This is a genomic window from Streptomyces sp. BK340, from assembly GCF_007827595.1.
Classification (GTDB): Bacteria; Actinomycetota; Actinomycetes; order Streptomycetales; family Streptomycetaceae; genus Streptomyces.
Map to the genome: position 1 here is coordinate 130648 of NZ_VISR01000030.1, position 20512 is coordinate 151159.

Sequence of the window (20512 nt, forward strand, 5' to 3'; positions counted from 1 at the left end):
AAAACAGTCTGACCGGTCGGGTGCTGTGCGCCGAAGCGGCTCCAAGGACACAGGAGTAGTTGAACGCGACGGACACGAGTCCCGTACTGGACTCGACAGACCCCGTTCCCGCGCCCGCCGAGGAGAAGTCCCGGATGACTCGGATGACCGCCCGCCTGAGCGTCACGGCGGTCGCTGCGGCGACCCCACTCCTGCTCCTGCCGTGGACGGCGGGGTCCGCCCAGGCGCACGGCGCCCCGACGGACCCGGTCAGCCGGGTGTACGCCTGCTCGCCCGAGGGCGGCAGCGCGAACCGGTCGGCGGCCTGTCGCGCGGCGATCGACGCGAACGGCGCCCCGTTCACCGCGTGGGACAACCTGCGCGTGGCGGGGGTGAACGGCCGGGACCGGCAGGTGATTCCGGACGGCAGGCTGTGCAGCGGAAACCTGCCCGCCTACCGGGGCCTCGATCTGGCCCGGCGGGACTGGCCCGCGACCCGGCTGACGCCCGGCGGCGGACTGACGATGACGTACGCCTCGACGATCGCGCACACGGGCACCTTCAGGCTGTACCTCACCAAGCCCGATTACGACCCGTCGAAGCCGCTGAAGTGGGCCGACCTGCCCACACGCCCGTTCGCCGAGGTCACGGACCCGCCACTGACGAACGGGGCGTACCACATCCGGGCGACCCTGCCGTCGGACCGGACGGGCCGTCAGATGCTCTACACGATCTGGCAGAACAGCAGCACGCCGGACACGTACTACTCGTGTTCCGACGTGGTGTTTGCAGGAGGGAGCAAGGGGGCCGGGTCGGGGACGGGCTCCGGGTCGGATTCCGGTGCCGCGAAGGCAACGGAGACCGCCACCGCCTCGCCGGCGCCGGCGAGCCCCCGTCCCGCACGGACGGGGGCTGCACAGCCGTCGTCCGGAACGCCGAACGCCGCCGAGAAGAGGGGAACTTCGGCTGGCGCCACCGATGACGGCACGCCGGTGGCCGAGGCCACCCGCGCGGACGCGGGCCCCTCGGCGCCGTTGCTGGCGGGCGGCGCGGCCGCGATGCTGGTGCTCACCGGGGGCGCCGCCCTGGTTCTGCGTCTACGCCGGCGTTGAACGTCGCGCCTGCGAAGGTCAGTTGACGTAGACCGGGACGCCCGCGTCGGTGACCGGGGCGTACTTGGCCGTGAAGTAGCCGTTCGCGAAGCACAGTGACGACCCGGAGCTCTTCGTGAACTGCTGGTTGGTGAAGGCGATGCTGCTGTCGCTGTTGTCGGCCTTACCCGTCAGGCTCGGCGCCTGGTAGACACAGGTGATGGTGCCCAGCAGGGTGCGCAGCTTCACCGTGGTCTGGATGGTGGAGCCACTGGCCGGCGAGACGGTGAGGGTGCCGTCGGAGCCGACCGTCGCGCTGTAGGGCAGGTTGTCGACCGTGATGCTGCTGACCCCGAGCACACCGGTGACGTTGCTGGTGCAGCTGCTGCTGTTGAAGGTGTGTCCGGTGACCGACTCGGTGGCCGTACCGGGTGCGGTCGGGTTGCCTGTGACCGTGGCGGTGAACTGCGACGACGTGCAGGTGACCCCACTGGTGCCGGTCGCGCTGGAGTAGAGCGTCGCGGTCGTGCCGGCGGCCAGCGGTGCGGTCAGGGTGTCGCCGACCGCGGCGGCGGGGCCGCCGGCGCTGCCCGTGGTGAGGACGGCGCTCCCGTCCGCGGAGGCGGGGACGGCCACGGCGACGGTGAGCGCGGTGACGGTGCCGGCGAGGGCGAGGAGGGATCGCGTGCGCATGCGGGTGCCTCATTTCTGGGGTGGGGGGCAACGTGACGTGATGTGGGGGGTGTGCGTGACGTGGGGGGTGGCGCTGTGGGGGCGGTGACGCGGAGTGGGGGGCGCGCCGTGGAGCCGGGGCTGATGCGGGGTGGGCGGGCCGCCGTCGCCGGGCCGTGACGCCTTCTCCGTACGTGACGGACCGGCGACGGCGGCACGCCGGACACCGGTCGAAGACCTCGGGGGAAGGCCTCCGACCGGGCCGGACAAGGGGCGGCCGGGCACGGACCGAGGAGGGAAGCGACCGTGCCGATGCCGCGCTGGTGCGGTGCGGTTGTCGAAAGAAGGAAGGCAGAGCGGTTACCGAGATGAAGGCCGGGAACGCGGCCGATGCCGCCCGGCGGATCCGGCGCCACGGATCCGGGGAAACCAGGGAGAGTTGTAGACCTGCTCAACCATCAACGTCAAGGCACAGAAGGGGAGTTGCTGTTCATCGGGGGCGGTCGGACACCGCTTCGGAACGCGGCTCGCCAGCACCCGCGCACATCCAACACCCTTTTTTCACAACTCCCTTGACCCCTAAAAGTAACCGGCGGTAACTTCCTCGAAGGCTACTGCCGCGTAACGAGAAAGCCCTTGCATCCGCCGGGAGTGCGAGGAGACGTGCGCGGCAGCCGCTGTCCGCGCCAGGACAACGCGCCACTGAAGCCCAACCCGCATTGATCTATGCCCATGGGAGCAGACATGGCCTCGTCCCCGGACCTCTCGTCCGCCGACAACACCCCGGAGAACCCGGTAAGCGGTTCCCCGTCCGAAGCCCCAGCCACGCCCGGGACCGCCGCCGGCGGCGAAAGACGAGGCCGGGTACGACTGCGCAGGGCCGCTGTCATGGCGGTGCCCGCCACGATGGTCGCCGCGGGCCTCGCGGTCCTCACCGCGCAGGGTGCTCTCGGTGTGCAGTTCGCGATCTCCGGTATGCCGTTCACCGTCACCGCGACGGAACTCAACGGCACCGGCTTCGAGCAGTTCGGCGGGCTCGACAACATGGCGGACGGCAGCCCGAACGCCGGGGACACCGGTGGGCAGGTGCTCATCGTCACCTCCGCGATCAAGAACGCCACGCTCACGAAGCTGTGCCAGAGCGTCGACCTGGGCGGCACCAACCTGAAGATCACCGCGGGTGGTGGCGAGCAGAAGGTGACCGCCAGCGACCTCACCACCGACTCGACGGAGCTGTCGGGTGACGCGGCCTTCAACAACATCGAGATCGGCAACGACGCGAGCACGCTGAACAAGGCGAACGCGAAGGGTCCGATCGGCGTCTTCAGCCAGCAGGCCGACACCGTGCACATCGGCAACCTGCGGCAGACCAACTACGCGACCACCGCCGGGGTGTTCAAACTGCCGGGGCTCAAGCTGGGCTTCAGCGGCTCGGGTTGCTGATCCGATGCCGGAGCGTCCACGTCAGGGACTGAGGCCCGCCTTCCGCAGGTGGCGGGCCCGCCGGCCGTTCTGGGGCGGGCTGCTGCTGGCCCTCGGCGGCGGCGAGATCCTGCTCACCGAGAAGGCCTCGCTGAAGGTCGTGATGCACATCGGCATGCAGGGCCTGGCCGGCTATCTGCTGCCGGGGCTGATGCTGATCCTGGGTCTGCTGATCCTCTTCAACCCCTCCCAGCGGCTCTTCTACTCCGTCACCGGCGTTCTGCTCTCCCTGGGCACCTGGCTCACTTCCAACCTGGGCGGCTTCTTCGTCGGCCTCCTCCTCGGCGTCACCGGCAGCTGCCTCGCCTTCGGCTGGCTCCCCGACCAGGAGCCCCGGACGAGCCGCCGCGGACGCCGCCAGGAGGCCAGGACCACGGGTCGGAGCCTTGGGGAAGGAGCAGGGGAACCGGCCTGATTTCGACGCCCGACCACCCACGGCCGGATCCGATCCTCGGCAATGATCGACGCATGAACGAGATCGTGCTGATGTCGGATCCGAAGATCGCGGCCGTCCCGGTGGCCGACTGCGGTGAACCGCTCGTGGACGTACGGCAGCGGGGCCTCGCCGTCGACCCCCGCAAAGCCGATGACTCGGGGGCGTTCGCGCATCTGCGGGAAGGGGTGCTGACCCGGCTCCTCAAGGCTCAGGAACTGCTGCCGGAGGGCATACGGCTGCTGTTCGTCGAGGGGTACCGGCCACCCGCACTGCAGGCCCACTACTTCGAGGGGTATGCCGGCGAGCTGCGCGGCGACAACCCGGACTGGTCGCCGGCGCAGGTCCGGGATGCCGCGAGCCGGTACGTGTCGCCGCCGGAGATCGCGCCGCACGGCGCCGGCGCCGCGGTCGACCTCACCCTCGTCACCGCCGACGGGCGGGAGCTCGACATGGGCACCCGGCTGAACGCAAGCCCGGAGGAGAGTGCGGGCGCCTGCTACACGGACGCCGAGAACGTCGGCGCGAGGGCACGTGCCAACCGGCGGATCCTCGGGGACGCCCTGACCGCCGCGGGCCTGGTGAACTACCCCACCGAGTGGTGTTCCCAGTCAAGTTCTTGTGTTCAGCTTCCCAGGCTGAATGAGTGACTCTCTTGGGTCGCGCCGTGGTGCGCTCCGTGCATGGTTGGTGACGATCAGGCGCCTTGGATGTACCTCGGAGGGTGAGGCGGAGTCCCGTCCGTGAATGTGCCGAACACTCGTGAAACCCCCGTTTCGGCTACTGCTCGCCTGCGCCGGCCCCCGACGCCTCCATGAGCACCTCTCCCGCCGCCGTCCGGACGTACAGCACCGACCGCCCTGCCCGCCGCCGCTCCACCAGTCCCGCGTCCAGCAGGACCTTGAGATGCCCCCCGACCGACCCCAGCGCCTGCCCAGTCATGGCGACCAGCTGGGTCGTGCTCATCGGAGTTCCGAGCAGCGCCAGGAGGCCAGCGCGTGCGGTCCCGATGAGCGCTCGGAGCCCGGCTGGGACGGGGCGCCGGTCGTGGTCCTCGGCGAGCACCCCGAGGCACGGGTAGACGACGGCGTACCGTTCCTTTCCCTCCCACGACACCCAGCTGGTCTTCGGTGTGACCGGCATGAACAACAGCTCAGCCCCGGCGGTGATCTCCCGCGGCGGATACGCGAGCGGGTTGACCTGGAACCGGCTCTCCCCGAGCCACCGCGTCCCCGGCTTCAGCGAGTCAAGCACCGCCGCCCAGCCTCCCTGGTTGACCCGCGCGGTCCGGGCAGCCATGTCGGCCTCCATGATGCGCCGGCGGCGTTCCCAGTCCGGGCGTACGGCCTCCTCCCAGACATTCGTCAGGAGCCGGGTCGCCAGCTCGGGCAGGTCGTCCCGCTCCAGGGCAGCGGGGAGCGGGCCACGGAGGGACACCCGGAGGTCGGCCCGCGCCTCCCTGGCATCGGTCGCCCGCACCCGGGTCACGGTCCCCTCGAAGCTCTCACCGGCGCACGAGGTGGGACAGAAGAAGTCGGCGATCCAGGAGGTGCCGATGGCCGCCTGGACGAACGGCGCGGCCGCCGGGTCGGCCGCCAGGTACGCGCGGTATCCGGGCAGGTGGGTACGGAGCCATGCCTCCTCGCCCGGGTGGGCGCCGGTCCCCGCGTACAGCAGTCTCAGGCTCGCGAAGGTCTCGGCGAACGGCGAGAGCACGAACCGGCTGCGGGCGAGGGTGTCGGTGTTGATCTGCCACAAGCCCATGACCACGACCTTTCGCGTGTCGCCGAAACAATACACATGGCCTCGGGGCGATCGGAGACTGCGGCACATGCGCAGCTACAGATCCCTGTTCCGCACCACGGAGTTCACCCCGTTCCTGCTCTCCTTCGCCGCCTTCGCCGCGGCCCAGACGGTCGGCGGACTGGCCCTCGGCACGCTGGTCTTCCGGGCCACCGGCTCCCCGTTCCTGTCGGCGGTGAGCATGTTCGGGCCGCAGCTGGCGCAGTTGCTGGGCGGCGCGTTCCTGCTCTCGGGTTCCGACCGGCTGCCGCCGCGCGCGGTCCTGTCCGTCCTAGCCCTCGCCTTCGCGGCCGCGACCGCGGTCCTTGCGCTGCCCGGTCTGCCGGTCTGGGCCGTCTTCGCCGTCGTGCTCCTGCAGGGCCTGGTCGCGTCGCTGGGCGGCGGAGTGCGCGGCGGACTGCTCAACGAGATTCTGCCCAAGGACGGCTATGTCCTGGGGCGTTCGGTGTTCAACATGCTCTGGGGCCTGACACAGATGGCCGGTTTCGCGACGGGCGGCGCACTCCTCGCACTGCTCTCCCCGCGAAACTGCCTGCTCCTCGCGGCGGCGCTGTACGGGCTGTCCGCCCTCGTTACCCGCCTCGGCCTGACCGCCCGCCCGCCGCGCTCCGCCGGCCGCCCGTCCCTCTCGGCGACCTGGCACACCAACGCCCTGCTGTGGTCGTCGCGCTCCCGCCGCCTGACGTACCTGGGTCTGTGGGTGCCCAACGGCCTGATCGTCGGCAGCGATTCGCTCTACGTTTCCTATGCCCCAGAAGCCGCCGGCATGCTGTACGCGTTCGGTGCGCTGGGCATGCTCCTGGGCGACCTGACGGTGGGCCGCCTGGTGCCGCCGGCGGTGCGCCCGCGTCTCGCGACGCCTCTGCGTCTGCTCCTCGCCGTTCCTTATCTGTTCTTTGTACTGCGGCCAGGAGTGATGGTGTCGGCCGTGGCTGTCACCACGGCCTCCGTGGGGTTCGCCGCGAGCCTGGTCCTGCAGGAACGCCTGATGTCGCTCACGCCCGACAAACTCTCGGGTCAGGCCCTCGGGCTGCACGCCACCGGTATGGCCGCATTCCAGGGCATCGGCGCTGTCCTCGCGGGAGCGCTAGCTCAACTGGCCTCCCCAGCCATGGCGATGACGCTGATGGCGGCCTCCTCGATCGCCGTGACACTAGCCCTCGCAGTGCTGGGACGGCACGGGGAACAGAAGGCAGCCGAAACAGGCGCGCGCTTGGACGTCCGGCCGAAACCCGTCGCCACGGACTAGAGTTATGTCTGCTATGGGGCCGCCAACGGCGGGGAGGTCGTGCAGTCACTCTTCCGGCGAGTGGAGGGGGACGACATTGTCCGGAGCCCCTTCCAAGGACCTCTCCTTGCTCTGCAGAGTGAGAACAGCGTTTGCGAGCGCGAGTTGAGCGACTTGGTGTCGGAGGGCTGCGATTTCGGCCTTCTGCGCGGCAACCGTCTCTTTGAGGTCGGAGACAGTCTTTCGAAGTCGCTTCTCTGATTCGGGTACTTGCTTCGTCTCTGTGCGGACGCGCTCGTAGAACTCGTGCTTCAGATCGGCATGGCGCTTCTGGAGGGCCATGCGGTGAACACCGGCCTCGGCCGCGAGAGCAACGACGGTCAGCGCGCCGTCGGAGGCTGTGGGCTGGCCGGTGAGGAGCCGATCGATGGCGGCGCGGATGCGTGCGCGCTCGTCGGAGGATCGCTCGGTCATGACAGGGCCTCGGAGGGTTGGGCGGTTGCGTGGTGAGTGTCGGCGGTGGTGCGGTGCTGCTCGGCGGTGGCTCGAAGGCGCCTGGCCAGCGGCTGGGGTGCGAGGGCGGCGAGCTGGTCGACCCGGTCGGCCTCGTGAAGCAGTTCGCTCGCGTGGCTGTCGAGGCGGACGGCATTCCCGCAGCCGGGGCGGCAGTCGAACTGGTGCGGGGCGGTTGCGTCGGGGCCCGGTTCGCAGAGTGCGTTGTCTCGCTTGAAGACGCAGATCAGGGAGGCGTTGGGGTTGTCGAAGAGGACCAGGCCGTCGCGGGCGAGGTAATCCGCGGCCTGTTTGGCGAACTTCTGGGTGATGGTGCGGCCCTCGAACCGTGGTGCCTGAACCGAGGCGGTGAAAGCTCGTCGGGCAGCCGGACCGGAGATCTTCTCGCCGGCGGCGAGCCGGTCTCGGAGCCGTGCGGCGGTCTCTGCGGCGGCCAGGGCGGTCTCGACGTCGAGGACGCTGTGGATACCGCGGCGGCTTCGGCTGCCGTAGCCGCTGGACGTGCGGGCGTCGAGGACGGTGCGCATGTGGCCGTACTGGATCGCGAGCGCTACGAGCCCACCAGGTCGACGGGCGATATGCCAAGCCAGTGTCCGACGGAACCGTCCGAGGCCGATGGCGCCGTGTGGGTCCTCGGGTACGTACTGATCGTGCAGCGCATGGAGTTCGGCTTCCTGGTTGGCCCAGGTGACGAAGCCCTCGATGTGCTGACTCATGCTGCTGTTCTTCAAGGCGCCACCGCTCTGACGGCCTCGGGCAAAGTCGTGGTGGGCAGAGGAGAAGAGCAGTTCGCCCTCAGGGACCATGCGCTCGAGAACTCGAAGCGCGCGTACGACCGGGGCGATCGCGACCCAGGGAACATCCCGTTCCTCGCCGGAGGAGACATGTCGGCCATCGTCGTCAGTGACGTTCTTGTAGTGACGGCTGCGGATGAGATGGCGGCTTCCGTCCTCGGGGTCGGGGCAGCAGCCAGCCCGCAGCCCCTGTACTTCCTGCGGCCGCATGCCGGTCAGGTAGAGGCAGATGATCATTGCCGCGGTGGCCAACTGCCGCATCAAGTTCGTGACCTCGTTGAAGTCGAGGTACTCGCGCCACGGCCGGCCGTTGATCCGCCCGGTCACCGGGATCTGGAGTGGGTACGGCCCTGGCTCGAGCGTGCCGAGCCGATGGCGCTGCCGAAAGCCACTCACCTGGTTGACGCTGCAACCGACGGTGGCAGCGATGAACGTGCTGGCCAGGACTGTCCTGCCGCGACTCTCGATTGTCGGCAGCCTTGTTCCTTCGGTGAGCCGGGGCACGAGATAGGTATCCAGCGCATCGAGCCCTGAGGGGGTGCTCGGGTTGATGGCGGCGAGCTGCTGCATGCGTTGTCTCTCGGCCCAGGCGGCCAGGATGTCGTCAGCGAAGTCGTCGACCATGCGGATGGCCCACATCAGCAGTGGCCCCATGACCATCGGGTCCAGCGGCTCGGTGGAGTTCTCGCCGGGGTCCTGCGGGGCGGACGAAGGCAGGTAGTTGTCGATGCCTTCCCGTTCCCATGGGGGTGGGGTGACACCGACGGGCCTGCTGCAGAGTCGATCGAATGCCCACAGGTCGGCAAGCCGGCTCAGCGTCTCCCCGGCGTGGTGCCGGGGCGTCGTGGTGCTGAAGCGATGCGCGGCATAGGCAGCCCAGTGGTCGTCGGTACAGGCTCGAAGGTCCTTGACGCCTATAGTCTGAAGCCAGCGCCCCAGCCGCATCCACTCGTAGCACGTCTCACGCATCTCGCTGGCGGAGCCTCTGGCGCGGGCCCGGATTCCGCGATTCCTTAGGTAGGAAGGCTGCAACTGGCCGTTCAGCAAGGTCCAGGTCACCTGCTTGATCTGCCCCTCCAGACGGTCTGGGCAGTTCTTCCAATGGATCTTGATCAGGCTGGCGCCGGGCCGGTCGATGAGAGGGCCCAGCGGCCAGATCGATTCCTGGTAGCGGCCGTTGGGGTTGGCGTTGCCGGGGCTGATCCACTGAGGAAGGACGACGGGACTGTTCGGGGTGGGGACCGGCAGCAGATGGGGAACGTCGCCGGAGGGAAGGGGCAGATTCATGGGTTCAGCTGACCTTTCAGCAGGAGGTCGGCCAATGCGCGGTCGGTGGCGTTGACCCTGGTCCGGGCCGCAGCCCAAGCCGAGCGACCGATCTTGTCCGCCAGGTCTTCGAGCCTCTGCCAGTGGTCGTGCCAGCGCTGGTGCCACCTGCGCTCGGGAATCGCCGACCGAAGGCTCTGGATCTGTTCGTGGAGGAAGGCCAGGCGGGGGTGGTGACCTGGGTGGACATGCGCGTTCGGGCAGGCGAGGCAGAGGAGGAAATCGGCTCCACAGCCGCCGTCCGGGGCGGGCCATGCCGTGGTGGTCTCATCCGCGCAATCCGCGGTCGCAGTCTGGCCGTGGGCCGGGTCCGGCTTCTGGGTGAGATGACCGCCGAAGAAGACCTTCTTCGCCTGGTCCAGAGCTTCGAGCGCGCCGGCCTCGAAGATCTCCTGAGAGGCCTGCCGGACTTTCTGGTCGGGCAGCACGTAGACGCTCTCGTGGGTCCCCTGTGTCTGCTGGAGAGGTTTGCCCTCACGGGTCACCGTCGTGCGTCGGATCTGCCGGAAGGGCGAGCCGCTCAGCTTGTGTTCGCTTGCCCAGGACTTCCCGTCGACACCCGAGACACCGAATACGAGCGGACCGATCGTCGAGGGGCGGTCCATGTCCTTGCGCTCGCGCCCGAGGCGAACTGAGCGGGACGTCATCAAGAGGTCCGTGCCCGGAGCCAGTTGCGCGGCCAGGAGCCGGCCATGGAGGGTGGCCTGCAGTGCCTGTGTGATCAATCGCCCCGGCGAGTCGGCCCCGGAATCAGTGATGTTCTCTGTGGAGAACCAGCGGCCGCTTCCAGCCCGGCGCTTCTCGACCTGCACCTGGTAGGTCACGCTCGTGGTCTCGGCCGCCGAGGGCGCCCGGCTCGGGGCTGGCATCCGGTCGTAGACGGAGAGGTTCCAGCCGAAGCGGTCAGTCAGCAGCACAGCCAGCGCCGTCAGCTCCGATGGGGTCAGGAACAGTCGGCCCCATGTGTGCTCGGCACCTCGTCCACCCAGCAGGGCGCGGTTGGTGACGGCCATCCGGCCGCTCGGCAACCGCGTACGCGGAACGTCTCCGACACGAGCCACATGGTCCAGAGTTTCTCCGAGCCGCCATTCACGGCTGCCCTCTTTCAGGGTTCCCGCCCGCCACCGTTCCAGCAGTTCGGTGTTCTCCCGGATCCTGAGCCAGGCGGTCCGGAACTGGCGGCCTGCGGTGAGCAGGACGTGCTCGCGTTCCGCCTCGTCGTAGGACTCCCTGACGGGCTTCGGTGCGGGAATGCGACGGGCCAGTTCCTCCGCGACCGGCCCCTCGGCCAGCCGTGGATCGCTGCGGAGCATTCGGTGGACCACCCGCAGCGTGGTGCGGCCGGTGTTGCTGCTGATGTTCTGCAGCCGCCAGCGCTTGAACGCGGCGGCATCCAGGCCGGTCAAGTCCTCCGGAGGACTGTCGAGAACTGAGACGAAGTCGGCGAACACCTTCAGCCTGTTCCAGGCGGATGTGGCGCTGTAGTGGCTGGTCCACCTCGCCTGCTGGGCGGCGAACACCGCCGCCAGGGAGCGCTGCATCGGTTCCGGGACCGGCAGGTCGGAGAAGTTGAAATCCTTCCCATGGCCCGCCTTGTTGACGATGGTGACCACCATCCCGTTCGCGGCAAGCGGTGGCACCGCCGAGAACTCGGCCGGTGGCAGGACCGCCCGGCGCCCGCGGCGGCTCATCGAGTGGCCTTCGGCAACCGGTCGACCACCAGGTCGATGTCCTGAATACCGGCAGACTCCCGCGCGAGCCGCGCGAATACGCCGTCGATGTCCTCCATCCTCCGCTCAGGCCCGTCGGTATCGGCCACCGCGAGAATCGACTCGAGTTGCAGGTGTGCGACGGGCGCCAGGTAGTGGCGCTTGGTCGTCTCGACGTCCGCGTGCCCGAGGAGTGTCTTGACCAGCCACCAGGGGTCGCCGAACAGCATCGCGAAGTCGCGGCGGTCTGCCGCGGTCAACCCGAACCGGGCCTCCATCAGCTGATTCAGCACGATCAGCATGTACAGCGCGAAGGAGTGGCGGGTGGAGTGCGGGGTTGCGTACGGGGTCCTGCCTCTGACCTCGGCGGCTCGAAGGTTCCGGCTCACCTCCCGTTCGCCGGGGGCCAGCAGCACTTCTTCGCAGCGCAGGTTCGCCGTGGTGAACACCGTGTTCCAGCGGTCCGGCAGCATCGGCAAGCCCTGCTCGGTCAGCCACAGCCATGCGGGCTCCGGCCCTTCCGGACCCTCGAGGAACAGCCACTGCCGTTCCCTCCAGCCCATATGGGTCACGTACTGGTGGCCGGGGACACCGTTGCGGTCGACCCAGAAGACCTGCGGCGCCCGACCCCGGGTCACCTTTGTGATCAGGCGCATCTGCTCAACCTGCTCGTAGCGGCCCATCTGCTGAGCACGTTGCACTGCCCAAGCGCGTTCCGACTGCACGTAGGTCTCGACCTGCCCCAGGGCGTCCAGCGAGGTGTAGAAGGTCCGGCCGCTCTTCGACCGGGTGACCGCCCCGGCGAGCTGGCCGTGCAGGTAGCGCCCGTGCTGCAAGCGATGGGCAGGCAGCTCGAACGTAAGCAGCGACCCGCCTTCCTGCCGCCGAAGCCCCGAACTCAGGATGAACTGCACGAACGAGGTGTTGCGGGCCTCGGTCCGCGCATCCCATCCCCACATCGGCGCCCCATCGCGGCCATGACCGCGCAGTCCGATGTCCGACCACAGACTCCACGTGCGCGGAGTCAGCCACGACACCCGGGCGCTGACCGAGTCGGCCGCCCGGTCCTCCCGCCGGGACGCGTCCACCGGCCGCGGGCTCATCCGCGCCCACTTGAACAGACGAGTGAAGGCGGCGGCCTCGCGATTCCACTTCGACCCGCCGATCCGTTCGGGATTCTGGGGAGCGTCGCAGCGCCAGGTCCTGTAGTTCAACAAGTCCTGCTCGGATGCCCGGCGCCAGTTGATCCCTCGCGACGACAGGAACGTAAGGAGGATCCGAATATCCGTGGCGTAGTTCCGCTTCGTCTCCCGTGCAAGGAACCGGAAGTGCTTCGAGAGAACAAAGTCCAGCAGATCGGAGTCGATGGTGAAGTCCGGAGCGATGAAGACCGGGTCGCCCGGCAACAAGCCGATCCGCTCGACCGCTATCGGCAGGTCCTCGACCCCCAACACCCCCGCTTCCGGAAGGTTCCCCCACCGTCCCGGGTCGGGCACCCACACGACATGCCACTCACGCATAGTTCCGCCTCCCCTGACGCTTGAACACATCTAAGCATCAGGGAAGTGGTGGCACTGGTCCTACGGCGACCGCTACTGGGCCCTGGCCACCGGAGCCGGCAGCGCGATCTACGGGCCGCGCGAACTCGGCTGACCGGGCACGCCGGCATGTGTCCCCCGAACAGGTGACTTGGGAACTTCTACGCCGGAGCGGCGAGTTCATCGGGGCAGACGGACGGCGGTGGAACGCCGTGGCGGGTGATGCGAGGTTGACATCGGCCGCCCCTGTCGCCGTCCTCCGGCCGCTTCTACGCTGTCGTTCGCCGGTGTCCGAGGAATTCGGTCCAGGTTGCCGGAACTTATCGGCCGCCCCAGAAGTTTCTACGTTGCTGTAGAAGTTGCTGCAGACGTTGTCGTCGAGGCATACGACCGTGGATACGAGGAGTTCGCATGGCCCTGTGGGACCGCGTCAAGGAGTCGGCGTCGCAGATGCAGACCCAGTTGGTGGCGAAGAAGAACGACCTGAAGAGCGGCGCCTTCCGCGACGCGAGCATGGCCATGTGCGCGCTCGTGGCCGCCGCCGACGGCACGATCGACCCGTCGGAGCGGCAGCGGGTGGCCCAGCTCATCGCGACGAACGAGGTGTTGCAGAACTTCCCGGCCGACGACCTGAGGCGCCGCTTCGAGGAGAACCTGAACAAGCTGACCACCGACTTCGACTTCGGCAAGGTGAGCGTGCTGCAGGAGATCGCCAAGGCCAAGAAGAAGCCTGCCGAGGCGCGCGCCGTGGTGCAGATCGGCATCGTCATCGGCGGCGCGGACGGCGACTTCGACAAGACCGAGCAGGCTGTGGTGCGTGAGGCTTGCTACACGCTCGACCTGCCGCCGCACGAGTTCGACCTCTGATCCGTCGCCGGCCGCGAGGATGGAGGGCATGCTCGACGACCTCGACCGTGCCCTCATCCACGCCCTGCACCGGGACGGCCGGGCACCGTTCAGCAGGATCGCCGGGGTGCTCGGTGTCTCGGCCAGGACGATCGCCCGCCGCTCCCGCCACTGCGCACCGAGGCGGGGGTGCGCGTGGCGGGCCTGCCCGATCCGCACCGGGAAGGGCGTACACAGTGGCTGGTGCGGCTCACGGCGCCGGCCCGCGAGGTCGCCGAGCCGTCCGCCGGCGATCAGCGGCAGCGCGAACGGCAGGGTGTGGGCGGGGCCGGACCACTGGACGTCGCGAAATCACAACTCGGCCAGTCGTGGCAGGAGTTCGGTGGCCGTCGTGATGTCTCCGGTCAGCGGGCGGTCCTCGGTGCCGGGCGGGAGCGCGGCGGCCGCGACGCTGAAGGCGGTGACCGCCGGGGGCACCGGACGAAATCGCAACGCCCTTACCGCGAGGACCAGTTCACAGGCGAGAACGGTGGCGTACGCGGCGGCGGCACGGCTCGTCTGGCGGGCGGCCTGGCCGGCGAAGCTGGCGGTCTCCTCCAGGCCGTGGGAGAGGACGGCATGGCCGGTCGAGGCGGGCGCGGCGCAGGAACGCACTTCCGCCAGCGCCGAGTTTGCGGTGTACTCCAGGATCATCGTGCCGGAGCTGCCTGCGGGACCGGAGGCGAGGAACGCGGGCAGGCCGGTCAGACCGGGGCGGCCCAGCGCGTTCAGCCGGGCCACGGAGAGCTGGGCGGTCTGCAAGAGGGCGAGGTTCAGGCCGTCGAGGGCCAGGCCCAGCGGGGCCGCGAAGAAGCCGCCGTGATGGTAGAGCCGGCCGTCGGGGGCGAGGACCGGGTTCTCCGTGGGGCAGTTGATCTCGACCTCGACGATCCGGCGCAGCGCCTCACAGGCCTCCAGCGTGGCGCCGTGCACCTGCGGAAAGGCCCGGAAGCCGAAGGGATCCTGGATCCGGCGCCCCGAGGTGACCGGCCGATCGGGCATCCCCAGCAGCCGCCGCACCTCGGCGGCCGCCCGCGCCGGACCGGGGTAGGGCCGCAGGGCATGCACCGGAGCGGCGTACGCCTCCGGCGCCCCGGAGACGGCCGCGAGCGAGAGCGCGGCAACCGCATGCGTGGCCCGCGACAGCACGTCCACCTCGTGCCAGGCGAGCCCGGCCTGCCCGAGGGCGAGCGCGTTGCTGCTCAGCAACGCCAGCGCGTCGCCCGACCGAAGCGTGACGGGGGCCGGGAGCCCGGGCGGGGACTCGACGGGGCGGAGCTGCGCAGGGCTGGGTTCGCCGGACCGCGCCACGGCAGAACCGGGGCCGGCGGGAAGCACCCAAGGCCGCTCCCCCAGCAACGTCAACCCCGTCTGTGCCAGGGCCGTCAGGTCGCCCGTGCCGATGCCGCCGTATTCGTTGACGGCCGGGTGGACGCGCAGCCGGAGGGCCTCGGTGAGGGCCGTGACGAAGGAGGGGTGGATGCCGGAGCCGCCGGCCAGGAGCTGATTGGCCCGGACGGTGAGCATCGCGCGGATCTGGCGGGGCGGCAGGAGGGGGCCCGCGCCTCCCGCATGGCTGCGCAGGATCCGCAGGCCGTGGGCACTCTCGTCGGCGGGGGCGACGGGAACCGAGCGGTGGGCGCCGACGCCGGTGCCACGGCCGTACCAACGGCCGCCCGCGGCGAGGCGGTCGGCCTGCTCGCGGGTGCGGTGCAGCCGGTCCAGGGCCGACGGGTCCAGGTCGGGTTCGGCCGTGGCGTCGGCGAGCCGGACCAGGTCCGGCAGGGACAGGGCCGTCCCGTCCAGCACGACGCGGGTGTCCCCGGCCTCCGGGGGCACCCGCGTCGTCGGGTCCACGGTCGCGTCCGCGCCGCGGTGGGTCAGCCGAGACCGGCGGACTTCAGCCAGGCCTTGGCGACGTCCAGCGGGTCCTTGTTCTGCGACTGCACCTGGGTGTCCAGGTCCAGCAGGGTCGCCGTGTCCAGCTTGGCGGAGACGGCGTTGAGCGCGGCGGCGCCCTTCTGGGGCAGGGCGCTCTTGTAGACGAGCGGCTGGATGTTCTCGAAGCCGAAGAGGTTCTTCGGGTCCTGCAGGACGAGGAACTTCTCCTTGGAGATGTCCGCGTCCGTGGTGAAGACGTCCGCCGCCTGCACGGCGTCCTTCTTCAGGGCCGCCTTGGTGAGCGGGCCGCCCGCGTCCAGCGCCTTGAAGGACTTGAACTCCAGGCCGTAGACGTCCTTCAGGCCGACCAGGCCCTGCTGCCGGGTCTGGAACTCCGACGAGGCGCCGATGACCAGGTCCTTCGCGACGCCCTTGAGGTCGGCGATGGACGACTTCCCGGTCAGGTGGTACTTCTTCGCGGTGGCCGCGTTGAGCGTGACCGAGTCCTTGTTCTGCGCGGGCGAGGGCTCCAGCAGGGTCAGCTTCGAGTCCAGCTTGGCCTCGATGGCCGACGTGGTCGCCTCGACGGTCTTGGGCGTGGCCTTCGGGTCGAGGTAGGCCAGCAGCGCGCCGTTGTACTCGGGCAGGACCGATACGGACCCGTTCTTGAGCAGACCGTAAGTGGTCTCACGGCTGCCGATGTTCGGCTTGTAGGAGACCTTGATCCCCTTGGCCTTGAGGGCCTCGCCGTAGATGTCCGCGAGCAGGATGCTCTCGGCGAAGTTGTTGGATCCGACGACCACGCTGTCGCCGCTTGCCTTGCTGTCCGAAAGGGGGTCGTCGCCCTTGCCGTCGGAGGAGTTACAGCCCGCCAGCAGGGCCGTCGTCGCCGCGAGGGCGACCGCCGCCGCGCCTCGGTTTCTCCGGATGGGCCTGCTGATGCGCTTGGTGGAAGTCACACTACTGATCCAATCCAGCCAGTTCTCGGTCAGTCAAGCGTCTCTGGGTCACCGATTGGCTTCGATGTGCGGTCAGTTGTGCGCAGAGAGCACTCACCTCGTAACTCATTCTTGATAAAAGGCGACGTGATTGATCCTTCAAGGGGCCTGTAGTCTCACGGAAGTCGAAATCGGTCACAGCGGTGCACGGGGCCCGCTTCCGCCGTAAGGCACCCCCATGAAGGAGGCCCGGTGTCCACGAACCAGGTGGACGCGCCCGCCCGGCATGCCCCGGCACACAGCGGTGTACGAGGCTTCGCCGACCGCTGGCCCTTCCGGCGCAAGCTCAACCTGCTCGTCGCCGTCCCGCTCGCGGTGATCGCCGCCCTGCTGTCGTACCTCGTCAACGACCTGGTCGAGCAGTCGGACAACGCCGAGTCGGCGGCCCGGACGGTGCGGGACAGTGCGCAGGTGGCCCGGCTCGTGGACCGTGTCGAGGCCGAGCACCAGCAGGCGATCCTGCTGTCCGCGCGCTACGAGACCGGCTGGTCCAAACCTTCGCTCGCCGCCTACCGCGCGGCGCAGGACGGGGTGAAGTCCCAGACCGAGAAGGTGCGCGCCATCTACGGCGACCGGCTGCCGAACGCCGAGGAACAGGCCCTGAGGGACGTCGACGGCCTCTCCAGCCTGCGCCAGAGCGTCGAGCGGGGCTATCTGCCGGCCGACAACATCGACCCCGCCTACGTCGACGTGACGGGCCGGCTGATCGACGCCCTCGGACTCGACCGCGACACCACTTTCGCGTCGACGTTCACGGGCAGCCTGCTGGACTCCCTGCTGCGCGCGGACGCCGCCCACGGCGCCTTCGAGACGAGCGTGTTCTCCGCGACGACCGGGGACCCCAACGCGCTGATCGAGTTCACCAACGCGGTCGGCTCCTACGACCTCTACACCCACCAGGCCGACCGCTTCGGCCGGTTCGCCACCGGGCGCCAGGCGCAGCAGCTGGCCGGCATCGACCACACCTCCGCGCAGCAGAGCATCGCGCAGGCCTATGCCGAGTTGCAGATCGATCCCACGCAACTGGAGGCCGGGTCGCGGGCCGAGATCCGCAAGGCGGTCCAGGACGCCCTCGCCGACTACCCCCGGTACCCCGAGCAGGCCGCCGCCCGGCTGAAGATCACCACCTCGCTGATCGGCCAGATCGCCGACCGCGCCGACCGCGAGGCCTCCTCCGCCAAGTGGCACGCGGAGCTGCTGCTGTACGGCGCGCTGGTGGCGTTCGCGCTGTGGATCACCTTCGCGGTGCTGGTGCGCCGCTCGGTGGTGCGGCCCGTGCAGGCGCTCACCGGGGCCGCGCAGGAGGTCGCCGAGGTGGCCCGGCGCGAGCTGGACCGGGTGGCCGACGACGACGCCGAGGACGACGGTCCGCCCCGGTTGCGGGACATGCCGGTCACCGCGCGCGACGAGATCGGTGACCTGGCCGAGGCGTTCAACCGGGTGCAGACCACCGCCGCGGCCCTGCTGGAGCGCCAGGTGCTCAGCCGGCGCAACACCGCCGAGATGTTCGGCAACGTGGGCCGCCGGGTCAGCAACCTGACCACCCGCCAGCTCGCGCTGATCGACGCCGTGGAGCGCGGCGAGACCGACCCCGCGCTGCTGGAACGCCTCTACTCCATCGACCACATCGCCGTACGCCTGCGCCGCAACGCCGACAGCCTCATGCTGCTGGCGGGCATCCGCGAGACGGCGCTGGACGGCGGGCCCCTCGCGCTCTCCAACGTCGTGCGGGCCGCGCTCGGGCAGATCGAGGGCTATCAGCGGGTCCGGCTGTACGCCGCCTCGGACGCCATGGTCGAACCCGACATCATCGGCGACCTGACCCTGATGATGGCCGAACTCGTGGAGAACGCGGTGTCGTTCTCGCCCGAGGGCAGCCCGGTGGAGGTGACCGTCCGGTCCGGTGCCGAGGGCGCCCACGTCGTCGTCACCGACCACGGCCTCGGCATGGGCGCCGAACGGCTGGCCGAGGAGAACGCCCGTCTGATCCGTCGTGAGCGCCTCGACCTGGTGCCGACCAAGGTGCTCGGTCTGTTCGTGGTCGGCGCGCTGGCCCGCCGCTGGGAGATCGGGGTGGAACTGACCCGTACACCCGGCGGCGGCGTGACGGCCGAGGTGACGCTGCCGTCCTCACTGCTGCTGACGATGAGCCCGGTGGCGGAGCCGGTCTCCGTGGCGCCGACGGCAGCGGACGTCCCGTCCGGACCGGTGCCGTCCGGCTCAGCCGGGAAGAAGCCCGAACCCGCCGCGGAGAGGCCCGAACCCGCCGGGCAGCGGACCGAAGCCGCCGGGCAGCAGACCGGCTCCGCCGCGGAAGGCGCCGAACCCGCGGTCCCCCTGCCCCGCCGTGTCCCGAGCCGCGAGAGCGCCGCCCCCGCGGAGCAGCCGCAGGCCGCCTCCTCCGGCACCGCACGCCCCCTGCGCCGCCGGGTGCGCGGAGCGACCCTCCGGACCACCGCCGGCGCCACCCAGGCCGCACCGCAGACGGCACGCACCCGCGACGCCGAGGCGGAGCGCAGCGCGCTGGAGGAGTTCGAGGCGGCGGTGGAACGCGCCCATCGGGACAGCGACACCGGAAGCCACGCGCGACCGCACCCCGAGGAGACCTCCTCCGCTCCCCCCACGCCGACCCCGCCGCACGACCCGAACCACCTTCCGGAAGGAGCCGAGCAGTGAGCACGTCGACAGGTGACACCCCGACGGGCGGCACCGCGCCGACCGACCTGCAGGCAGCCGCAGCCGACTTCACCTGGCTGCTGAACCGTTTCGCGACCGAGACCGCGGGCGTCGTCGACGCGATCGCGGTCTCCTCCGACGGCCTGCTGATCGCCGTGTCGGAGCTGCGTGAGCGCGCCCATTCCGAACGGCTCGCCGCGATCGTCTCGGGCATCACCAGCCTGGCCGCCGGTGCCTCGGGCAACTACGGCCTGGGCGGCCTGAACAAGGTCATCATCGACCTGGAGGGCGGCCATGTCATCGTCTCCGCGATCGGCAGCGGCGCCGTGCTCGGCGTGGTCACCGACAAGGACGCCAAGCTCGGCAACATCGCCTACGAGATGACGGTGTTCGCCAACCGCGCCGGTGCGGCCCTCAGCCCGCAGCTGGTGCTGGAGCTGAAGAACACCGTCGGCGCCACGCGCTGAGGCGCGGGCCCGGACAGGAGGAGTGGACAGCCATGGCGGACGGCACCCAGCCGCCGGGCCCGGACCCGGTCGGCCCCGCCCCCGCCGTGCGGCCGTTCCTGGTCACCGCCGGCCGGGTGGCGGATGCCGCTCCCGGCCGGTCGATGCCCGTGGAGACCCAGGTGGTGGCCACCGCAGCGGGTCTCGACGCGCTCGGCCGGCTCTCCTTCGAGCGGTACGACATCATCGCCGCCTGCCGGCTGCCGCAGTCGATCGCGGAACTCGCGGCCCGGCTGCGGCTGCACCTCAACGTGGTCCGTGTCCTGGCCGAAGACCTGCGCGAGGCGGGGCAGCTGACGGTCCACGTGCCCGACGTCGAGGCCACCCACGACGCCTCCGTCCTGCGCAGGGTTATCGACGGCCTCCGGGCCGTCCCCGACTCCCGAGGGGTACCGAGTGACACCGACTGAACCGCTCACCCGGGGCACGGCCGCACCCTCCGCCGTGCGGCCGCCCTTGCCGGTGAAGATGGTGATCGCAGGCGGCTTCGGCGTGGGCAAGACCACCACCGTCGGCTCGATCTCGGAGATCGAGCCGCTGACCACCGAGGCGTCGATCACCGAGGTCGCCGCGGGCGTGGACGACCTCACGCACACCCCGCGCAAGACCACCACCACGGTGGCGCTGGACTTCGGCTGCATCACCATCGACCCGACGCTGAAGCTGTACCTGTTCGGCACGCCCGGGCAGGAGCGGTTCGGGTTCATGTGGGACGACATCGTGGAGGGCGCGGTCGGCGGTCTCGTCATCGTCGACACCCGCCGTCTGGACGACTGCTACGCGGCCGTCGACTACTTCGAGCACAAGGACATCCCGTTCGCGGTGGCGGTCAACGCCTTCGACGGGAAGGTGGAGCACTCCCTGGACGAGGTCCGCTGGGCCCTGGACGTCTCCGACGGCGTCCCGGTCGTGGTGTTCGACGCCCGGGAGCGCGGCTCGGTGCGGGACGCGCTGCTCGTCGTGCTCGAACTGGCGCTGGCCCGCACCGAGCAGTGACG

Annotated in this window: 18 protein-coding genes and 2 pseudogenes; 12 read left to right on the forward strand and 8 right to left on the reverse strand. The window is 69.9% G+C overall.

Annotation, left to right across the window (positions count from 1 at the left end):
- Positions 1-134: 134 nt before the first annotated feature.
- Positions 135-1091, forward strand: coding sequence for a lytic polysaccharide monooxygenase (locus FB157_RS38300; protein WP_145885339.1), 957 nt, complete (start codon positions 135-137; stop codon positions 1089-1091).
- 18 nt (positions 1092-1109) lie between these two features.
- Here the strand turns inward: FB157_RS38300 and FB157_RS38305 are convergent, their stop codons facing one another.
- A complete protein-coding gene (locus FB157_RS38305) occupies positions 1110-1763 on the reverse strand; it encodes a Tat pathway signal sequence domain protein (protein WP_145885340.1) in 654 nt (217 codons plus the stop codon).
- Between the two features lie 723 nt (positions 1764-2486).
- Between FB157_RS38305 and FB157_RS38310 the strand changes: the two genes are divergently transcribed.
- The 3 genes from FB157_RS38310 to FB157_RS38320 are packed head-to-tail and all read left to right on the forward strand — an operon-like array spanning position 2487 to position 4307.
- Positions 2487-3185, forward strand: coding sequence for a DUF6230 family protein (locus tag FB157_RS38310; RefSeq protein WP_145885341.1), 699 nt, complete (start codon positions 2487-2489; stop codon positions 3183-3185).
- A 4-nt stretch (positions 3186-3189) separates the two neighbouring features.
- On the forward strand, positions 3190-3639 hold the full coding sequence (locus FB157_RS38315) for a DUF6114 domain-containing protein (RefSeq protein WP_145885342.1): 450 nt from the start codon (positions 3190-3192) through the stop codon (positions 3637-3639).
- Positions 3640-3692: 53 nt separating this feature from the next.
- Positions 3693-4307, forward strand: a complete 615-nt coding sequence (locus FB157_RS38320; protein ID WP_145885343.1) for a M15 family metallopeptidase — start codon at positions 3693-3695, stop codon at positions 4305-4307.
- Positions 4308-4437: 130 nt separating this feature from the next.
- On the opposite strand, the gene FB157_RS38325 is transcribed toward FB157_RS38320, so the two are convergent.
- The gene (locus tag FB157_RS38325) at positions 4438-5421 is read right to left on the reverse strand and encodes a helix-turn-helix transcriptional regulator (protein WP_145885344.1); all 984 of its coding nucleotides are present in this window, start codon (positions 5419-5421) and stop codon (positions 4438-4440) included.
- Positions 5422-5488: 67 nt separating this feature from the next.
- On the opposite strand from FB157_RS38325, the gene FB157_RS38330 reads away from it, so the two are divergent.
- Entirely contained in the window at positions 5489-6709 is a 1221-nt protein-coding gene (locus FB157_RS38330) for an MFS transporter (RefSeq protein ID WP_186581874.1), read from the forward strand.
- Positions 6710-6754: 45 nt separating this feature from the next.
- On the opposite strand, the gene FB157_RS38335 is transcribed toward FB157_RS38330, so the two are convergent.
- Genes FB157_RS38335 through FB157_RS38350 form a run of 4 tightly spaced genes read right to left on the reverse strand, consistent with a single transcriptional unit; the run spans position 6755 to position 12550 of the window.
- Complete coding sequence (locus FB157_RS38335) at positions 6755-7162, reverse strand: hypothetical protein (RefSeq protein ID WP_145885345.1); 408 nt, start codon at positions 7160-7162, stop codon at positions 6755-6757.
- Positions 7159-9282 carry an integrase gene (locus FB157_RS38340; RefSeq protein ID WP_145885346.1) on the reverse strand — a complete coding sequence of 708 codons (2124 nt, stop codon included), beginning with the start codon at positions 9280-9282 and terminating at the stop codon, positions 7159-7161. Before FB157_RS38340 ends, FB157_RS38335 begins: the two co-directional genes overlap by 4 nt.
- Positions 9279-11012, reverse strand: a complete 1734-nt coding sequence (locus FB157_RS38345) for a hypothetical protein (RefSeq protein ID WP_145885347.1) — start codon at positions 11010-11012, stop codon at positions 9279-9281. Before FB157_RS38345 ends, FB157_RS38340 begins: the two co-directional genes overlap by 4 nt.
- A complete protein-coding gene (locus FB157_RS38350) occupies positions 11009-12550 on the reverse strand; it encodes a site-specific integrase (RefSeq protein WP_145885348.1) in 1542 nt (513 codons plus the stop codon). Before FB157_RS38350 ends, FB157_RS38345 begins: the two co-directional genes overlap by 4 nt.
- Before the next feature lie 43 nt (positions 12551-12593).
- Here FB157_RS38350 and FB157_RS48925 point away from each other — a divergent pair.
- The 3 genes and pseudogenes from FB157_RS48925 to FB157_RS49510 form a co-directional block, all read left to right on the forward strand.
- Positions 12594-12683, forward strand: a pseudogene (locus tag FB157_RS48925) (dipeptidase); the annotation flags it as partial.
- 296 nt (positions 12684-12979) lie between these two features.
- Positions 12980-13435, forward strand: a complete 456-nt coding sequence (locus FB157_RS38360) for a tellurite resistance TerB family protein (RefSeq protein WP_097251767.1) — start codon at positions 12980-12982, stop codon at positions 13433-13435.
- Between the two features lie 28 nt (positions 13436-13463).
- Positions 13464-13526, forward strand: a pseudogene (locus FB157_RS49510) (AsnC family transcriptional regulator); the annotation flags it as partial.
- 239 nt (positions 13527-13765) lie between these two features.
- On the opposite strand, the gene FB157_RS38375 reads toward FB157_RS49510, so the two are convergent.
- Positions 13766-15310, reverse strand: a complete 1545-nt coding sequence (locus FB157_RS38375; protein ID WP_145885349.1) for an aromatic amino acid ammonia-lyase — start codon at positions 15308-15310, stop codon at positions 13766-13768.
- A gap of 23 nt (positions 15311-15333) precedes the next feature.
- Positions 15334-16293: an ABC transporter substrate-binding protein gene (locus FB157_RS38380; protein ID WP_145885350.1), complete on the reverse strand. Its 960-nt coding sequence runs from the start codon at positions 16291-16293 to the stop codon at positions 15334-15336.
- A 231-nt stretch (positions 16294-16524) separates the two neighbouring features.
- Here FB157_RS38380 and FB157_RS38385 point away from each other — a divergent pair, with 231 nt between their 5' ends.
- The 4 genes from FB157_RS38385 to FB157_RS38400 are packed head-to-tail and all read left to right on the forward strand — an operon-like array spanning position 16525 to position 20510.
- Entirely contained in the window at positions 16525-19008 is a 2484-nt protein-coding gene (locus tag FB157_RS38385; RefSeq protein ID WP_145885351.1) for a sensor histidine kinase, read from the forward strand.
- Positions 19005-19475 carry a roadblock/LC7 domain-containing protein gene (locus FB157_RS38390; RefSeq protein WP_145885352.1) on the forward strand — a complete coding sequence of 157 codons (471 nt, stop codon included), beginning with the start codon at positions 19005-19007 and terminating at the stop codon, positions 19473-19475. The genes FB157_RS38385 and FB157_RS38390 overlap by 4 nt, the downstream gene beginning before the upstream one ends.
- Positions 19476-19507: 32 nt before the next feature.
- The gene (locus FB157_RS38395) at positions 19508-19924 is read left to right on the forward strand and encodes a DUF742 domain-containing protein (RefSeq protein WP_145885353.1); all 417 of its coding nucleotides are present in this window, start codon (positions 19508-19510) and stop codon (positions 19922-19924) included.
- A complete protein-coding gene (locus tag FB157_RS38400) occupies positions 19911-20510 on the forward strand; it encodes an ATP/GTP-binding protein (protein WP_145885354.1) in 600 nt (199 codons plus the stop codon). Before FB157_RS38395 ends, FB157_RS38400 begins: the two co-directional genes overlap by 14 nt.
- Positions 20511-20512 lie beyond the last annotated feature (2 nt).

Excerpts from the sequence above, each read along its gene's own strand:
- FB157_RS38300 (WP_145885339.1), top strand. The coding sequence starts at position 135 with ATGACTCGGATGACCGCCCGCCTGAGCGTCACGGCGGTCGCTGCGGCG.
- FB157_RS38305 (WP_145885340.1), bottom strand. The coding sequence starts at position 1,763 with ATGCGCACGCGATCCCTCCTCGCCCTCGCCGGCACCGTCACCGCGCTC.
- FB157_RS38310 (WP_145885341.1), top strand. The coding sequence starts at position 2,487 with ATGGCCTCGTCCCCGGACCTCTCGTCCGCCGACAACACCCCGGAGAAC.
- FB157_RS38315 (WP_145885342.1), top strand. The coding sequence starts at position 3,190 with ATGCCGGAGCGTCCACGTCAGGGACTGAGGCCCGCCTTCCGCAGGTGG.
- FB157_RS38320 (WP_145885343.1), top strand. The coding sequence starts at position 3,693 with ATGAACGAGATCGTGCTGATGTCGGATCCGAAGATCGCGGCCGTCCCG.
- FB157_RS38325 (WP_145885344.1), bottom strand. The coding sequence starts at position 5,421 with ATGGGCTTGTGGCAGATCAACACCGACACCCTCGCCCGCAGCCGGTTC.
- FB157_RS38330 (WP_186581874.1), top strand. The coding sequence starts at position 5,489 with ATGCGCAGCTACAGATCCCTGTTCCGCACCACGGAGTTCACCCCGTTC.
- FB157_RS38335 (WP_145885345.1), bottom strand. The coding sequence starts at position 7,162 with ATGACCGAGCGATCCTCCGACGAGCGCGCACGCATCCGCGCCGCCATC.
- FB157_RS38340 (WP_145885346.1), bottom strand. The coding sequence starts at position 9,282 with ATGAATCTGCCCCTTCCCTCCGGCGACGTTCCCCATCTGCTGCCGGTC.
- FB157_RS38345 (WP_145885347.1), bottom strand. The coding sequence starts at position 11,012 with ATGAGCCGCCGCGGGCGCCGGGCGGTCCTGCCACCGGCCGAGTTCTCG.
- FB157_RS38350 (WP_145885348.1), bottom strand. The coding sequence starts at position 12,550 with ATGCGTGAGTGGCATGTCGTGTGGGTGCCCGACCCGGGACGGTGGGGG.
- FB157_RS38360 (WP_097251767.1), top strand. The coding sequence starts at position 12,980 with ATGGCCCTGTGGGACCGCGTCAAGGAGTCGGCGTCGCAGATGCAGACC.
- FB157_RS38395 (WP_145885353.1), top strand. The coding sequence starts at position 19,508 with ATGGCGGACGGCACCCAGCCGCCGGGCCCGGACCCGGTCGGCCCCGCC.